The sequence below is a fragment of the Acinetobacter lwoffii genome, assembly GCF_052078135.1.
GTDB lineage: Bacteria > Pseudomonadota > Gammaproteobacteria > Pseudomonadales > Moraxellaceae > Acinetobacter > Acinetobacter lwoffii_Z.
In genome coordinates, this window is sequence record NZ_JBQGUZ010000003.1 from 171,451 (window position 1) to 188,795 (window position 17,345).

General features: G+C 42.4%; 14 protein-coding genes and 1 tRNA gene. 6 read left to right on the forward strand and 9 right to left on the reverse strand.

Annotated features, from left to right (window positions below; all coding sequences use genetic code 11):
- Positions 1-6: 6 nt before the first annotated feature.
- The 5 genes from ACTL4S_RS03240 to sdhC form a co-directional block, all read right to left on the reverse strand.
- Positions 7-2,829 carry a 2-oxoglutarate dehydrogenase E1 component gene (locus tag ACTL4S_RS03240; RefSeq protein WP_004279434.1) on the reverse strand — a complete coding sequence of 941 codons (2,823 nt, stop codon included), beginning with the start codon at positions 2,827-2,829 and terminating at the stop codon, positions 7-9.
- Between the two features lie 822 nt (positions 2,830-3,651).
- Positions 3,652-4,362: a succinate dehydrogenase iron-sulfur subunit gene (locus ACTL4S_RS03245; protein ID WP_004279433.1), complete on the reverse strand. Its 711-nt coding sequence runs from the start codon at positions 4,360-4,362 to the stop codon at positions 3,652-3,654.
- Positions 4,363-4,376: 14 nt separating this feature from the next.
- The gene (locus ACTL4S_RS03250) at positions 4,377-6,275 is read right to left on the reverse strand and encodes an FAD-binding protein (protein ID WP_004279432.1); all 1,899 of its coding nucleotides are present in this window, start codon (positions 6,273-6,275) and stop codon (positions 4,377-4,379) included.
- A gap of 12 nt (positions 6,276-6,287) precedes the next feature.
- Entirely contained in the window at positions 6,288-6,653 is a 366-nt protein-coding gene (sdhD, locus tag ACTL4S_RS03255; protein ID WP_004279431.1) for a succinate dehydrogenase, hydrophobic membrane anchor protein, read from the reverse strand.
- Positions 6,653-7,051, reverse strand: coding sequence for a succinate dehydrogenase, cytochrome b556 subunit (gene sdhC / locus ACTL4S_RS03260; protein ID WP_004279430.1), 399 nt, complete (start codon positions 7,049-7,051; stop codon positions 6,653-6,655). Before sdhC ends, sdhD begins: the two co-directional genes overlap by 1 nt.
- A 1,005-nt stretch (positions 7,052-8,056) precedes the next feature.
- Here sdhC and gltA point away from each other — a divergent pair.
- From gltA to ACTL4S_RS03275, 3 genes are all read left to right on the forward strand, one after another.
- Entirely contained in the window at positions 8,057-9,331 is a 1,275-nt protein-coding gene (gene gltA / locus ACTL4S_RS03265) for a citrate synthase (RefSeq protein ID WP_129717195.1), read from the forward strand.
- Positions 9,332-9,487: 156 nt separating this feature from the next.
- Positions 9,488-9,991, forward strand: coding sequence for a hypothetical protein (locus ACTL4S_RS03270; RefSeq protein WP_441298735.1), 504 nt, complete (start codon positions 9,488-9,490; stop codon positions 9,989-9,991).
- 373 nt (positions 9,992-10,364) lie between these two features.
- Positions 10,365-11,990, forward strand: a complete 1,626-nt coding sequence (locus ACTL4S_RS03275; protein WP_004730268.1) for an NAD+ synthase — start codon at positions 10,365-10,367, stop codon at positions 11,988-11,990.
- A 216-nt stretch (positions 11,991-12,206) separates the two neighbouring features.
- Here the strand turns inward: ACTL4S_RS03275 and ACTL4S_RS03280 are convergent.
- Positions 12,207-12,283 (reverse strand) — tRNA-Met (locus ACTL4S_RS03280).
- Positions 12,284-12,458: 175 nt separating this feature from the next.
- Here ACTL4S_RS03280 and ACTL4S_RS03285 point away from each other — a divergent pair.
- Together ACTL4S_RS03285 and ACTL4S_RS03290 are read left to right on the forward strand one after the other, a co-directional pair.
- On the forward strand, positions 12,459-12,863 hold the full coding sequence (locus ACTL4S_RS03285) for a hypothetical protein (protein ID WP_071850585.1): 405 nt from the start codon (positions 12,459-12,461) through the stop codon (positions 12,861-12,863).
- A gap of 240 nt (positions 12,864-13,103) precedes the next feature.
- The gene (locus ACTL4S_RS03290; protein WP_004279425.1) at positions 13,104-13,544 is read left to right on the forward strand and encodes a universal stress protein; all 441 of its coding nucleotides are present in this window, start codon (positions 13,104-13,106) and stop codon (positions 13,542-13,544) included.
- Positions 13,545-13,587: 43 nt separating this feature from the next.
- On the opposite strand, the gene ACTL4S_RS03295 is transcribed toward ACTL4S_RS03290, so the two are convergent.
- Positions 13,588-13,929 (reverse strand): MGMT family protein, encoded by a 342-nt coding sequence (locus ACTL4S_RS03295; protein WP_004730272.1) that lies wholly within the window; start codon positions 13,927-13,929, stop codon positions 13,588-13,590.
- Positions 13,930-14,088: 159 nt separating this feature from the next.
- On the reverse strand, positions 14,089-15,588 hold the full coding sequence (locus tag ACTL4S_RS03300) for a cation:proton antiporter (protein ID WP_071850584.1): 1,500 nt from the start codon (positions 15,586-15,588) through the stop codon (positions 14,089-14,091).
- Between the two features lie 215 nt (positions 15,589-15,803).
- Between ACTL4S_RS03300 and ACTL4S_RS03305 the strand changes: the two genes are divergently transcribed.
- A complete protein-coding gene (locus ACTL4S_RS03305; protein ID WP_441298736.1) occupies positions 15,804-16,358 on the forward strand; it encodes a hypothetical protein in 555 nt (184 codons plus the stop codon).
- 37 nt (positions 16,359-16,395) lie between these two features.
- Here the strand turns inward: ACTL4S_RS03305 and ypfJ are convergent, their stop codons facing one another.
- Positions 16,396-17,301, reverse strand: a complete 906-nt coding sequence (gene ypfJ, locus ACTL4S_RS03310) for a KPN_02809 family neutral zinc metallopeptidase (protein ID WP_441298737.1) — start codon at positions 17,299-17,301, stop codon at positions 16,396-16,398.
- Between the last annotated feature and the right edge of the window lie 44 nt (positions 17,302-17,345).

Sequence of the window (17,345 nt, forward strand, 5' to 3'; positions counted from 1 at the left end):
CCTGGATTATTCAGCGTCGATCGCAAGCGCGTCGTTGATGAGCTGAGCTTGTTGTTTTGCATGCAAATATGGTGAACCACATGCCGGTGCAGCAGAAGCTTCACGGCCTGCATAGCTAATACGTACTTGTTTACCCGCTTTCATCACGTCGTCATATAGACGCGGTGCGATGAACAACCAAGCGCCTTGGTTCTTCGGTTCTTCTTGCGCCCAAACAAGTTCTTTAACGTTTGGATATTGCGCAAGCACTTCTGCCAGGCGTTTTTCTGGGTATGGATATAATTGTTCAATACGTACAATTGCAGTGTTGTTCAATTCTTTTTCACGACGTTTTTCAACTAGGTCGTAATACACCTTACCACCACACAGAACCAGACGGGTTACATCTGACTTGTTGATGTTGTCTACTTCATCAATCACGGTTTGGAATGTACCGTTTGCAAGCTCTTCAAGGCTAGATACAGCAAGCTTGTGACGAAGTAAAGATTTCGGCGAAGTAACAATCAATGGCTTACGGATTGGACGAATCGCTTGACGACGTAATGCGTGGAAAATCTGCGCAGGCGTAGTCGGTGTGATGACTTGCATGTTGTCTTCAGCACATAGCTGCAAGAAACGTTCCAAACGTGCAGATGAATGTTCTGGACCTTGACCTTCAAAACCGTGTGGAAGAAGCATAGTTAAGCCACATACACGCTCCCATTTGGTTTCACCAGATGAGATGAACTGGTCAATGACAACCTGTGCACAGTTTGCGAAGTCACCGAATTGTGCTTCCCAGATGATCAAACTCTTAGGAAGAGTCGTCGCATAACCATATTCAAATGCCAATACAGCCATTTCTGACAACAAAGAGTCATAGATTGCAGTACGCGGCTGGTTTTCTTTCAGGTTACACAGTGGAAGATAAGTTGAACCATCTACCTGATTATGCAGTTTTGCATGACGGTGTGAGAAAGTACCACGACCTACGTCTTCACCCGTTAAACGAAGCAAGTAACCATCATCTAGTACAGTTGCATACGCCAGAGTTTCAGCAGCACCCCAGTTCAGTGGCATTTCGCCCGTTTGCATTTTCAGACGATCGTCGATCACTTTTGCAACTTGACGCTGCATCACGAAGCCTTCAGGAAGCTCACGCATTTTCTTGCCAAGCTCTTTCAGACGTTCGATTGGGAAAGTTGTATCCCACTCGTCTGTGTACTCATGACCTAAATAAGGTGTCCAGTCCACAAACATTTTTTTGTTTGGTTCAAGTACCAGTGCATTGGCAACATGATTACCCGCTTCCAGGTCTGCACGATAGTTTTCAACCATTTGATCTGCACTTGCGCGATCAAGAACACCCTGCTGTACCAGCTGATCCGCATAAAGCGTACGCGTGGTCGCTTTCTTGTTAATCACTTGATACATCATTGGTTGAGTTGCAGCCGGCTCATCTGCTTCGTTATGACCACGACGACGGTAGCAGAACATGTCAATCACAACGTCTTTACGGAATGTATGACGGAAGTCATGTGCCAGTTGTGAAATGAACACCACAGCTTCAGGATCATCACCATTGACATGGAAGATCGGTGCCTGAATCATTTTAGCGATGTCAGTACAGTATTCTGTAGAACGCGCGTCACGTGGATCAGATGTCGTGAAACCAACCTGGTTGTTAATCACAATGTGCACTGTACCACCCACGGTATAACCGCGAGTTTGTGACATCTGGAAAGTTTCCTGGTTGACGCCCTGACCTGCAAATGCAGCATCACCGTGTACGATTAATGGCAATACGTCATCGCCGCCAATGTCTTTACGACGTACTTGACGTGCACGTACTGAACCTTCAACCACAGGGCCAACGATTTCAAGGTGTGACGGGTTAAACGCCAATGCCAAGTGAACTTCGCCACCTGGAGTCATCACGTTTGAAGAGAAGCCTTGGTGATACTTAACGTCACCAGAACCTTTCTTGTGAATAGATTTACCTTCGAACTCACCAAACAGGTCAGCCGGGTTCTTACCCATGATGTTAACAAGAAGGTTTAAACGGCCGCGGTGAGGCATACCGATCACAACTTCTTTACAGCCTACAGAACCTGCACGCTGAATAATTTCGTTGACCATCGGGATGAATGCTTCACCACCTTCAACGCCGAAACGTTTGGCACCAACGAATTTATTACCAAGATATTTTTCTAAGCCTTCAGCCGCAGTTAAACGCTCAAGGACATGTTTCTTTTGATCAGCATTGAAGCCATATTGACCGCGTGCACTTTCTAGACGTTGTTGAATCCAACGTTTTTCTTTGGTGTCCACGATGTGCATGTATTCAGCACCGATTGAACCACAGTAAGTGGCTTCCATTGACTGAACCATTTCAGCCAAAGTCGCTTCTTCTTTACCGATCGCCAGGTTACCAGTATTGAATACTGTGTCTAAGTCAGACTGAGTCAAACCATGCGCAGCAAGATCTAGATCAGGCACAACTTCACGCTTCGCCAAACCTAATGGATCCAGTTTTGCTTTCTGGTGGCCACGGTTACGGTACGCAGCAATCAGCTGTAGCACGCCAATTTGACGACGTTCATGCTCTGAGCTGACTGTCGACTGAACAATAGGCTGAATACGGCTTGAATTGCGACCTAAAAGTAGGAATTGCTCACGTACATTACTGTGTGGTTGATCACCTTTTGGGAATTTATCGAAGTACGCTCTCCAGTCAGCACCCACTGAGTCTGGAGCAGTCAGATACTGCTCATAAAGTTCTTCAATATACGCTGCACTATCAGCGGAAAGTTCAGTGTCAAGACGCAGAGCGTCAGCAACTTCTTGCATTTGTGGACCCATTTCCTATTGCAAAAACATTTTCAGGATGCTTTTTAAGCAAAACCCAGGATTATTAGCATCAAATTGGTAATATGATACTAGTCCCCCATAAGGCATAAGCCATGAGGCGTTATCACCACACCAAGAAAATCTTGATATGTTTAATGAACAATAACGCCCCTCAGCGGCATCATCACTCATTGAATACCCGATCGAAACCGGGCAATTTTTTGCAAATCGACTTAGAAAAAAGCAAGCATTAACAAAGATTTTTTCTAAAGCGACTCGGGTCTACCTTTTATATACCAGTCCCTGATTATGCAGTGTTTAAAAAATGTACCTGGCGTGGCATTTTTTAAACATAGTCATGGGCTAAATGCTAACATGTTCTCAACTTTTCAATTGATTTTTTTGACACATACCTTCCATAAATTGGCTAAATACAGTTCAGATATTTTACTCTAATATATGGTGCTTTATCTCAAAAATAGATTCAATGTAGACTTAAGTCCTAAGCATTTCCGATAAATAAAAAGAGAGCAAACCTTTCAATCCACTCCCTCCTTAAATTTCCGTTATATAATAACATCGTTCTTGCTATTTTTCAGGTCAGTTTTACATCTAAAAATCATAAATACCCAAAATAATCACATGTTCTTCTTATATGGCGCTCAAAGCCATTACCCTTTTCCTGACTGTTTCACTCAACTTTATACATTTTAAGTATAGTATCTTTATTTTTATCCTATGATTTTTTAATTTTTCCAATAGTTTGCATAAAAAAAGCACACCTGAAGGTGTGCTTTTATCTAAACTGCGAAGAGCAGCCTATTAGCCTGCCATATCTAAAAGCATATTACGGATGTGACCGATTGCTTTAGTTGGGTTCAAGCCTTTAGGACATACAGATACACAGTTCATAATGCCTTTACAACGGAACAATGAGAACGGGTCGTCTAGACGAGCCAAACGCTCTTGTGTTCCCGTATCACGCGAGTCAATAATGAAGCGGTAAGCGTTCAACAATGCTGAAGGACCCAAGAACTTGTCCGGGTTCCACCAGAATGACGGGCATGAAGTTGAACAGCATGCACATAGAATACATTCATATAGACCATCAAGATGCTCACGCTCTTCAGGAGACTGTAAACGTTCCTTAGGCGGTGCAGGCTGGTTGTTGATCAAGAATGGATGGATCTTGTTGTACTGATCATAGAACTGGTTCATGTCAACCACCAGATCTTTCACTACAGGAAGACCAGGCAATGGACGAACAGTAATTTCATTTGGTAAATCGTTCAGGTTCCAAAGACACGCCAAACCGTTTTTACCATTGATGTTCACGCCATCAGAACCACAAATACCTTCACGACATGAACGACGGAACGTTAAAGTTTCGTCCTGTACTTTTAATGCGAGAAGTGCGTCAAGCAACATACGGTGCTTGTCAGTCAGTTCCAGCTTAAAAGTTTGCATGTACGGTGCTTTATCCTTGTCAGGATCGTAGCGGTAGATATGAAATGTACGAGTACCTCTACTCATCTGAATTCTCCTGATTAGAATGTACGTGGTTTAGGTGGAATCGCGTCAACCGACAATGGACGGTAACGAACTGGCTTATACTCTAGACGGTTGTCTGCAGAGAACCATAAAGTGTGCTTCATCCACTCATCATCACGACGACCATATGGGTATTCAGCATGGTCTGGAGACTCTTCAAAGTCTACAACCGTATGTGCACCACGGCATTCTTTACGAGCAGCAGCTGAAATAAGCGTTGCTTTCGCAACTTCATACAAGTTTTCAACTTCAAGTGCTTCAATACGTGCAGTGTTAAATACTTTAGATTTGTCTTTCAAGTGAATGTTGCGTACGCGCGGTTCAATTGCAAGAATCTGCTTCACACCTTCGTCCAGAAGCGCAGATGTACGGAATACACCAGCGTGATCTTGAACGATATCACGGATTGCATCAGCAACGTCTTGAGCATTCTCACCTGTAGTCGATTCGTCAAGTTTACGAATACGTTCAACAGTTTCTTGAAGCACAGTTGTTGGAAGTGGCTCATATTCACCATCGTGCTGTTTAGTAACATATTCAATGATATGTTGACCAGCGGCCTTACCAAATACAACCAAGTCAAGCAATGAGTTCGTACCTAGACGGTTTGCACCGTGTACAGATACACATGAACATTCACCGATTGCATAGAAACCTTTTACTGGCTTAGCAAAGTCACGACCTTCAGCATTGGTAGAGTAAACGTCGGTGTCTTTGTTGTAGTTAGCAACAAGCGCTTCTGTTTCAGGAGACTCAGGAACAACCACCTGACCATGAATATTCGTTGGAATACCACCCATTTGGTAATGGATTGTTGGCACTACAGGAATTGGCTCTTTAGTGATATCAACGTTCGCGAATTTCTTGCCAATCTCGAATACAGATGGAAGACGCTTCATGATCGTATCCGCACCCAAATGCGTCATATCAAGCAGGATGTAATCGCCTTTAGGACCACAACCACGACCTTCTTTGATCTCTTGGTCCATAGAACGTGATACGAAGTCACGTGGCGCCAAGTCTTTCAAAGTTGGTGCATAACGTTCCATGAACGGTTCGCCATCTTTGTTACGAAGGATTGCACCTTCACCACGACAACCTTCAGTCAACAATACGCCTGCGCCCGCAACACCCGTTGGGTGGAATTGCCAGAATTCCATATCTTGTAATGGAATACCTGCACGAGCCGCCATACCAAGACCGTCACCAGTGTTGATATAAGCGTTTGTAGATGCACGGTAAACACGACCAGCACCACCAGTAGCGAACAAAGTCGCTTTTGCTTGGAATACTGCAATTTTACCAGTTTCCTGGTCAATTGCTGTAACACCTAAAACGTCACCTTTTTCGTTACGGATCAGGTCAAGCGCAATCCATTCTACGAAGAATTGAGTGCCCATTTTCACGTTGCTTTGATAAAGCGTGTGAAGAAGTGCATGACCGGTACGGTCGGCAGCAGCACATGCACGTGGCACAGCTTTTTCACCGTAGTTTGCTGAGTGACCACCGAATGGACGTTGGTAAATTGTACCATCAGCATTACGGTCGAATGGCATACCTAGGTGTTCAAGTTCATAAACTACTTGAGGCGCTTCACGAGTCATGAACTCGATTGCGTCTTGGTCACCTAACCAGTCCGAACCTTTAACTGTGTCGTAGAAGTGGTAGTGCCAGTTATCTTCTTGCATGTTACCAAGAGAGGCACCAATACCACCCTGCGCTGCAACAGTGTGCGAACGAGTTGGGAATACTTTAGTCAGAACCGCAACTTTCAAACCAGCTTGAGCAAGTTGGTAAGACGCACGCATACCTGAACCACCACCACCAACGATGACAGCATCGAAAGTTTCGTGCGGAATATTTGTGTAATCTTCTTTAGGGTTTATAGCGCCCATGATTGTTTCCTATCAATTCGCCCAAAAAATCTGGATCGCCCAGATTGCATATGCAAGTACAGCAATGATCACTGCTGAAGTCAGTACAAGGCGTAAACCTGAAGCTGAAGGACCCATTTGACGAGTAGTCACATAATCCGTGAATACCTGCCACATGCCGATCCATGCGTGTGCAACAAGAGATAAGACCGCCAACAAAGACATGATCTTCATTGGAACTGTCATCATAAAGCCGTACCACTGTTCAAAGTTGAAACCACCATTCAGTAGAATCCAACCCAGTACAACAACGGTATAAACAGCTAGAACTACAGCACTGACACGTTGGAGAAACCAATCGCGAGAACCTGAACCTGTTAAACCAGTAGCGCTTTTCATTAGAGTACGATCCATACAAATGCTGCAACAATACCGATTGCAGACAAGATTAATGCGATAGTAGATGCAACACGGCCACTTTCTAGTTCTTCAGCAACGCCAATGTCAGCAAGTAAATGCTTAACACCCGCAATAAAGTGAAAAATCATGCCGGCGACAAATACCCATACAATGAAGCGAACAATGAAACCGTTAAAGATTTCTTGAACTTGCGCAAAACCTTCAGGCGAAGACAATGACTTGTCTAAAATCCATAGAAGAACCGGTACGAGTAAGAATACGATAACACCTGAAAGACGGTGTAGAATTGATGCAATAGCCACGGGTGATTTTAAGTTTACTTCTAAAACTTGACCCATGGACAAATTGACAGGTCTGTTGCTTTTCACAGCGGGCATCCTGTAAGTAAAAACTCCATCCGGAGTTTGTTGGAATTAATTCGAAGGAAAGCTGGCATTCTCAGGCAAATACATGCCTAAAATCAAAACGACACTGAATTATAAAACGTGAACTATTAAAATACAAACGGCTGAATTTGGCTTTTTGGATAAAAAACCATTAAATAAGAATCATTAACAAAAATAAGTCAGACTTTATATATTATTCCACCCTTTCAATTCCTATCTATATGATTGTTTTTAAATAATTAAGATGATTAATTTACTCGGTTTTCAGCCTACAGGATCATGTTTGAGTTTTAGACTAAAGATGCACAGTTCCATCACAAATATTATTTAAATCTCTTTTTAATTCAGATTTAAATCAAGTGTCTAGATTTAACAGACCAATTGCCCCAATTCATCAGCAGCGCAGTGATTCAGATAACCTGATGTTAAATAGCGACTTAGTACACCACACGATGGGTTTTTCAATCGATTTGAAGCATTTAGATTCAAAAAATCATTCATTTATTTTTATACTGCTTACCTTTGCTGCAAAACTGGCCATTTATTAAGCTACTTTTTAATCAATTGAATCATATTCAAAATTCAATTAATTGCTTTTATTTATAATTCTACCTGTTAAATTCAGCTTGGCAAAAACGATGTAAGTTATGAGATTTATATAGTTTTAAGCATGCTCACCTTAATCTTTCACTATTTTCGCCCGCATTTCTTGCTAGGAAAAAACGCTTACAAATGCCCCAAGCAGTCTATTTTTTTCTGCACCTCTGCATCAATTTGACTTATTATAGAGGTTTGATGCTGTGATTTTACTGAACTTTTTATACTGAGCGAATGTGACTAAACTGCTGTGCGGCCGTCATTTTTCATCCATAAGTATAATTGACAAAATTTCAGTACTCACTAATCTTATAGCAAATTTTTGATCCGTCCGTTTTGTGCATTAAAAGATTGATAGACAAAGCGGATATACATTCACCAGGACAGGAGATCTATTGAATGTCTGAAGCAACTGGCAAGAAAGCCGTTTTACAGCTTGATGGCAAAGAAATTGAACTACCAATTTACAGCGGCACATTGGGCCCAGATGTAATCGACGTTAAAGATGTGTTGGCTGCAGGTCACTTTACTTTTGATCCTGGTTTTATGGCGACAGCTGCGTGCGAGTCTAAAATCACGTTCATCGATGGTAACAAAGGTGTACTTTTACACCGTGGCTACCCAATCGATCAATTGGCGACTAAAGCTGATTACTTGGAAACTTGCTATTTATTGTTAAATGGCGAACTTCCAACTACTGAGCAAAAAGAAGAATTTGACGCTAAAGTACGTAATCATACAATGGTTCACGATCAAGTTAGCCGTTTCTACAATGGTTTCCGTCGTGATGCGCATCCTATGGCGATCATGGTAGGTGTGGTTGGTGCGTTGTCTGCGTTCTATCACAACAACCTTGACATCGAAGATGTGAACCACCGTGAAATCACTGCAATTCGTTTAATCGCGAAGATTCCTACGCTGGCGGCTTGGAGCTACAAGTACACCATCGGTCAACCATTCGTTTACCCACGTAACGACCTTGGTTATGCAGAAAACTTCCTGCACATGATGTTTGCTACTCCTGCAGACCGTGATTATAAAGTTGATCCAATTCTTGCAAAAGCAATGGACCGTATCTTCACGCTTCATGCTGACCACGAACAAAATGCTTCTACGTCTACCGTACGTTTAGCTGGTTCTACTGGTGCTAACCCGTATGCATGTATCGCTGCTGGTATCTCTGCACTTTGGGGTCCTGCTCATGGCGGCGCGAACGAAGCTGTTCTTAAGATGCTTGACGAAATCGGCACTGTAGAAAACGTTGCTGGCTTCATGGAAAAAGTGAAGACTAAAGAAGTTAAACTGATGGGCTTTGGTCACCGAGTTTACAAAAACTTCGATCCACGCGCGAAAGTAATGAAAGAAACTTGTGACGAAGTTCTTGGTGCACTTGGCATCAATGATCCACAGCTTGCATTGGCTATGGAACTTGAACGTATCGCGCTTTCTGACGAATACTTCATCAAGCGTAACCTTTACCCGAACGTAGACTTCTACTCAGGTATCATCCTTAAAGCGATTGGTATCCCGACTGAAATGTTTACTGTGATCTTCGCGCTTGCACGTACTGTTGGCTGGATCAGCCACTGGTTAGAAATGCACAGCGGTCCTTACAAGATCGGTCGTCCTCGTCAACTTTACACTGGCGAAGTTCAACGCGATATCGTTCGTTAATTCGAACCGCGTTGAAAGACTCAAGAAAACCACCCACCCGGGTGGTTTTTTTAGCACTGACAAAAGCCTACAAAAAGTTGATCTGAAACGTTTTAAAATGAATATATGAAAATTATATTCACGGATTAAGTCACCTAAAAACAGGACGTATATTGAATGCTGTTGTATTTTCTGCCCTTTATTTTGAGACTGGTTCGTTTTGAACAGTTTAAGTGCCGCAGTTTAACGTCTGGTGAAATCAAAATTTCCCAACGAGTATTTGGCAACCTGATCGATTATTCCCGCGTTAAAATCATGAATCACCCCTACCTGCCCTGGCAATCCAAACATGTCATTATGGCGCCCAGTGGCTACATACATGTACGCAATTTAAATTATCGGGAAGATTATTCACGCGAGAGTTTATCTTATCAAGCGCTCTTTATTCATGAGATGGCGCATATTTATCAACACCAATGCCGCATCAATGTGCTTTTAAAAGGGGCATTTTTACAAAGTGCTTATTTTCTCAGCTTGGGAAAATATAATCCGTACAAATATCAATTTAATCCCAACAAATCATTTTCAACCTACAATATTGAACAACAAGGCGATATTGCGAGGGATATTTTTCTAAAAAAAATTCCGAATATTATTTTAAACCAACAAATAAACAGATGATATTTAACCAGTTTAATTCTAAAAAATATAGATAAGGTATATTTTAAAAGCCGAAATTTCGACTTCAGCCTTTAAATCTATATATGCCTAGATGCATAAAAAATCAGCATATTTTCTAAGTTTATATAATAACTTTTTTCACTCAATGCCTGTTCTGCTAAATCAGCTCTAGCTTATCGATAAAATTTCGATAAAATAAGCCGGTATGATTATTTTGCATCGCAGATTAAGATTCAATGATCATGCGATAAAAAGTTTTTTTATTTAAGCCATTTGGCATTTTATGAATATCGAAGTGCACTCAACTGAATAATTAGAATTATAAAAATCAGTAATTTAGTGTATCAACCTATAGGAATAGGATTTACTTGGAATGAAAAGTTTTAAAATTGCGATTGCTCAATTCTCTCCACATGTGGGCAATCTGGATGCAAATACGCAAAAAATGATTGATCTGGCCAATCAGGCTAAAAAAGATAAAGCGGATCTGATTATCTTTCCTGAACTTTCAACATTGGGCTATCCTGCAGAAGACTTATTAATTCGCCCAAGTCTGGTGAAACGCACCAAAGCGGCTTTTGAAAAACTAACTGAAGTAAAAGATATTGTCATGGTCTTTGGTTTTGTTAATCAAACTGAAGATGGTCAGCGTTATAACTCGGCTGCTGTCATGAAAGATGGCGAAGTACTGGGTGTTTATAACAAACAAGTGTTGCCAAACTATGGTGTATTTGATGAAAAGCGTTATTTTGGCGAAGGTCATCAGCATCTGGTATTTGAGTATCTTGGACATAAATTTGGCGTACTGATCTGTGAAGATGTCTGGTCTTTGGCCACTGTTCAGCAACTGGCAAAATTGAATATCGACACGGCTTTGGTGCTGAATGCATCGCCATATGAAGTGGGTAAACCACAACATCGTATTGAAACCATGGCGGCCTTGGTCAAACAGCTAAATATCAATCTGGTGTACTGCAACCAGGTCGGTGGCCAAGATGACCTGATCTTTGACGGTACCAGCTTTGTGCTCAACAAATCTGGCGAGGTGGCTTTACAGGCACCAACTTTCCAGGAAAATCTGGCAATTGCAGAATTTAATGCTGAACAACTGCAATTCAGTAAAGGTGCAATTGCACCTGCTTTAGACACCATGGCTGAGATTTATCAAAGCCTGGTCATGGCTACACGTGATTATGTACAGCGTTCTGGCTTCCCAGGTGTGATTCTGGGACTGTCTGGCGGCATTGACTCTGCCCTGACCCTAGCGATTGCTGTAGATGCGCTTGGCGCAGACAAAGTTCAGGCTGTGATGATGCCTTATACCTATACTGCACAAATCAGTGTAGAAGATGCAGCAGCTCAAGCCAAAAATATGGGCGTGACTTTCGGTATTGCTGAAATTAACCCTGTGGTAAGCGGCTTTATGCAGGTGCTATTCCCATTCTTTGGTAATGCTCCAGTCGATGCCACCGAGGAAAACCTGCAAGCACGTTCACGTGGCACCTTGTTGATGGCTCTGTCTAACAAATTCGGTAATCTGGTGCTGGCAACCGGTAATAAATCTGAACTAGCTGTCGGTTATTGCACCCTGTATGGCGATATGGTCGGTGGTTATGCAGTTCTGAAAGATGTGTATAAAACCATTGTGTTTGAACTGGCGAAATATCGTAACAGCATTTCAGAAACTCCAGTGATTCCGGAACGTGTGATTACCCGTCCACCTTCAGCAGAACTGCGTCCAGATCAGGTCGATCAAGACTCTTTACCTGCCTATGACATTCTAGATGCGATCTTGTATTCGTATATTGAAGAAGATATGAGTCAAGACGATATCATTGCCAAAGGCTTTGATGCTGAAGTCGTGAAAAAAGTGATTCGTCTGGTTGATATCAATGAGTACAAGCGCCGCCAAGGTGCCATTGGGCCACGTATCAGTTCACGTTCTTATGGCCGTGAGCGTCGTTATCCAATCGTGAATGGATGGAAAGCAGGTAGCTAAATTCTGCTCTCAATGATGTAAATCAGAATCGTCCAAGTGAATGCTTGGGCGATTTTTTTATGCGACAGTAAAATGAAGATCAGACTCAACATTAAGGAAAAATGATGTTTTGAGAAATCTGAAAAAATTAGTGGATGCTTCAAATATTTTTTATAGTTTGCAGTACTTTTTAAAAGACAAAAAAAGAGACCAAGCTGAGAGCTTGGTCTTTTAAAATGGTGGCTATGACGAGACTTGAACTTGTGACCCCCGCATTATGAGTGCGGTGCTCTAACCAACTGAGCTACATAGCCGTAAACTGTGTGCGCATTATCGTAATTTCAGCTTCTATCGTCAAGCATTTTAAAAAACAAATGTTCAGTCTTTATGCAAATACAGAATAAACTTTTAAATTTTAAACAAAAAAGGGTTTTTTAGTATGTAATTCACGCATTCATAGCACTCTTTAATTCTTCGAGGATTCACCAAATGTATAAAATCAAAATATTTATTTTACTCATTGGCCTTTCAAGCCTGAGTGCCTGCCAGATCATCTCGCCTATTTTCGTAGATTATAATGGCGTCAGACGTGATGTGGCACAGTGGATTAATCAGCAGCAACTGATGAGCATGCAGCAAAAACGGTCCTTGGCACAACTCAGCAGAGCACAGCAGAAAATCGGGCGCTATCCGGAATATGATCAGAGCCAACGACTGGCGGTAACCCGGGAAAATCAGATTGCATTACATTGTGCGCGTTTACATGTGACAGAACATAAAATCCGGCAGCTACAGCAAAAAATTTATGCAGGTGAAACTCAAACAATTTTAAATCGCTATGAACAGCTGTCACCGCAAATAAAATTAGACCCGACCTCTATTCGATGTGATTAATCACTGTCTTAGGCTATCACATTAATTACATATAAATTATTAACTTAGGCTAAATAAATCACCCAATTAAATAGCTCTAAACAGGTGCTTCATTTTTTAATCTATTAGACATTATACCTATGTATTTACTTGGTTTTATTTTTATACAATACAGGCTATGATCAAAGTATAAACAACTATTCGTACCCGGTTTAACGCGTCATAATTTTATAACTCTAAATTCCCCTCAGGAGAATTCTAATGCCTTTTGAACATATTTTAGTACCTGTTGACGGTTCAGAAACATCGTATGCTGCAGTAGATAAAGCTGTAGAAATTGCCAAAGCATTTAACAGTAAAGTCACAGTGGTTCAAGTTCTGGCGCTGGACCCTTATATCGCTGCGGAATATATCTCTGCGGCACAAACCAATGACCTGATTGAACGTGCCCGTACTTCCATCCTGAAAACGCTGGATGAAGCCAAAGCAAAATTCTCTGGTGCCGGTGTTGAAGTGGATACACAGCTCCTTGAGGGTCAGGTAATTTATAGCGAGATTGTCAAAGCAGCTAAAGATTTAAATTCTGACCTGATCGTGATTGGTTCCCATGGTCGCACGGGCTTCAAAAAGCTGTTCCTTGGCAGCGTAGCGCAAAGCATTCTCGGCCAAGCGGATATCCCAGTAATGGTGATTCGCAACTAAGTTATGTTTAAAATCCCCACTTTTCACCAAGTGGGGATTTTTTTTATATCTTGACCAGACCATCCCATTGATAGCGTTTTAAATCCAAGCGATCACCTTTAAGAAAAATTCCTTCCTGCATGAGTTTTTGCTGCTGGATATTCTGGCCATGTTCGTCCAGTTGCTTCACACTGATTTTCGCCTGGGCATTGATCACCCGATACCAAGGAATATCAGTGTCCGAATCTAGATGACTTAATACCCGTCCGACCAATCGCGCATGTTTGGGTAAACCTGCCAGTCTAGCAATCTGTCCGTAGGTGGCGACTTTGGCATACGGAATCTGATTGACCACAGCCAAAATCATTTCTGCCATTTCCTGACTGGCTGAACTTGTCTGGGTCATTTTCATCTCATTAATAGCTTATTTAAATCAAAAATCACAATCCACCCCCAGTAAAAAAGCTATAGGAGAGTGATTAAGCCTGATGAAATACGCTGATTCAAGCTCTCATCTCACTATAAAAACCAATCTAACAGTCTCTTGATCTTCTAAGTTTTATCTTTAGAAATTATCCGGATTTTCCAGTCTTTTTACTTCCTGAACTTTATCTGGATGATGCACCGTGGCAACGCCATCTGCATCTTTCTGATCAATCAGAATTTCTGGCTGAAAAATAGTAATAGTCTCATTTCCTTTGGCATCTTCTCCAACAATATAGCGAAAACCCTTACGATTCATTTTATGACACATGCGTTGATACCAACCTTTAAAGCCCTGCGTCTCTTCATTGGGATTATAATAAAACGCATTCATCACCGCAGGCAGGCCCAAGCCACATACCACACCGGACAATAGCACTACAATAAAGGTATAGCCCACCAGAATACTGCTATAGGCTTCCAGCTGAGGAACATTGGCGACCGCCAGAATTAAGGCCAAAGAAATCCCGCCCCGTACTCCGCCCCAAGACAGGATGGTCAAACTGCCGTTATAGCTTTTCTTGCTGACTTTTGGGAACATGGCAAAGGCCAGATAGTTGGCTGCAAAACGGGCCAGATGTAGAATCACAAAAGCCACCATTCCGCCCAGAACCAGACTGGTACTCAAGTCCAGAATAAACAATTCCAAACCGATCAGGGTAAACAGGAATGAATTGATAATTCCCTCAACCGTATGCCAGAAATGATTAACGTCACCAATTTCAGCATCTGCCAGGATTTCTTTCCATTTATTACCAACAATCAAACCACCAATCACACAGGCAATTGGCGCGGAAGCATGTGCCAGCAAAGCCACCAGATAGGAACCACAAGCCAGCAAGGCCGTGGTCAAAATCAGAGATTCCATTTCATGCTTACCGCGCAAAATCCGCAAGATCGCAAAACCGAATCCGAGACCAATCAGTACCGCCACGACAATCTCATAAAGCAAGGTTTGCAGCACTGCCAGTACCGTAAAGTTTTCACCTTGCAGGACATTGAGTAAGGTCATAAACAAGGCAATACACATCGCATCATTAAACAACGATTCGCCTTCCAGCTTGACGATCAAATGATGCGGTGCACGAACCGAACTCAATACCCCTTTAATGCCGATCGGATCTGTGGCGCCCAAGGCCGCCCCTAGCAATAGCAAAACCAGCAAGTCAACATGCTTACCAATCAGGAACTGATAACCATACAACACCACGCCAAAGAACACTGCACAGAACACCAAAGCCAGACCAGCCAGAATACTGATCGGCCGCCAGTGATTACGCAAATCTGAGACCTTAAACTTCAGCGCAGATGAGGTCAGAATAAAGCAAATCACGCCATTGATCAGAAAATCATAAAAATCCACATGACGAACAGCCTGCTCGATATTGTCAATATTGATGCTAAAGAATGGATTGCCATGCAGTAAACTGGCGCCCCACTGCAAAATAAAAACAAAGATTGCTGAGACAATCGGAACCCCGATCGCTTGTGGAAAGCCTAAAACACGCTTATTAAACATGGTCGTGGCAATTGACAAGGCAAAGACGACTGTGAGTAGCTGAAGAAAAAAGAAATTTCCCATTCGGTTTCCTAAAATCGGGCGAGATGGAGCGCTATGCGCCGAGAGGCGTTGTTAAAATAGAGATTTGAATAGCAAGGTATTCTGGCAAAACAAGTTTAGTCCGTTTTTTATCGAATTGAGTTAAGTTTCTTTTCAGTATTTTCAAATGATGATTTAACATACAGATCAGCATTCGGCTTTTGCTTTCCCATCTTTCTATTTTGAATTTTTCTCCCATGCATCAAACTGTCAAAACCATTTTCCGTTTCTGTTTTGCCAGCGTGATTTTTCTGGTCACGTTGTCCTTATGTTTTACCTGCTTTGCTAAAATTCAGGAAATTTTGCAGGCTGAACAGCATTATCAGCAAGCCACCAGCATGCCCCTGAAAAGTACAGCCGGTGAGCAGTATGTGTTGGTGTCCAATAACCAGCGACCAGACAATGCCATTTTTATTCTGATTGCAGGAAATGGTTATGTGGTCAAAATCAACTGTGAGCATTACAGCGCTTTATGTAGCGATGAAGACAATCAATCGCATACGCGCCAAATCCAGAGCGTTGACTTAATTAAAGCGGGAAATCTCTTCTATATTGAAAAAATCCAGTTCAGAGATAGCCGGACTGGCAAAGCAACTGCTTTAGAATATAACAAACAAGATATTCAGCAGTTTTATCAAAATGACATGAGCAACCTCAAATATACGGTCTTTGCAATTGCACTGTTTGCTTTGGCTGCATTATTCGTCAGTATCAAGATATTAAGAAATTTCCGGCGTTTTCTGCATAAATAAAAAAAGGAGCATCTGCTCCTTTTTTTATCGAAGTCATTTAAATATTTTGATTAAAGGTATCACAATTCGCAACCTGACCGGATTTCAAGCCGGTATTAAACCATTGTACCCGCTGCGCGCTGCTGCCATGAGTAAAGCTGTCCGGCACCACCTGCCCGCGGGCACGTTTCTGCAAATAGTCATCGCCAATTTTATGAGCGGCATCCATCGCTTCCTGCACATCGCCCTGTTCCAAAAATTGGGTTCGCTCATGATTATGGTAAGCCCAGACGCCGGCCAGACAGTCTGCCTGCAATTCCTGACGCACTGAAAGCTGGTTACTTTGCACTTCGCTTGCTTGCTGACGCGCCTGTTGTACTTGAGAAGAAATACCTAAAATCGTCTGAATATGATGCCCCACTTCATGGGCCACAACATAGGCCAGCGCAAAATCCCCCGCCTGATCATTGCGGGAAAGTTCGGTGGCATTCTGTTCTCCGGTAATGCCCATTTGACTGCGCATATCTTTAAAGAATGCCGTATCGATATACACTTTCTTGTCTGTCGGGCAGTAGAAAGGTCCCATCGCGGCCTGAGCTGTACCACAACCAGAATTCACGATGCCGTTAAACAACACCAGTTTCGGTGGAACATACTGCTGATTTAACTGCTGCTGAAACACCTGATTCCAGGTATCTTCGGTATCTGCCAATACGGTTCCAACAAAATCAATCGACTCCTGCTGTTCGGGCGTGGGATTTTCCAGGCCACGTGTTTCTGCTGCACCCGATACCCCCTGAGTGACCTGCTTGGTGGTTTGATAAGCCTGCTGTGGATCGACACCGAAAAACTTCCAGGCCACAAAGGCCACAATCAATCCAACAATACTGATTCCGCCAGCTTTGGCACCACCACCGCGACGGTCTTCTACATTGCTACTGACACGACGACCTTTCCAACGCATAGTCTTTTCCTTTTCTTAATCTGCTCAATATCCAGATATTTCGA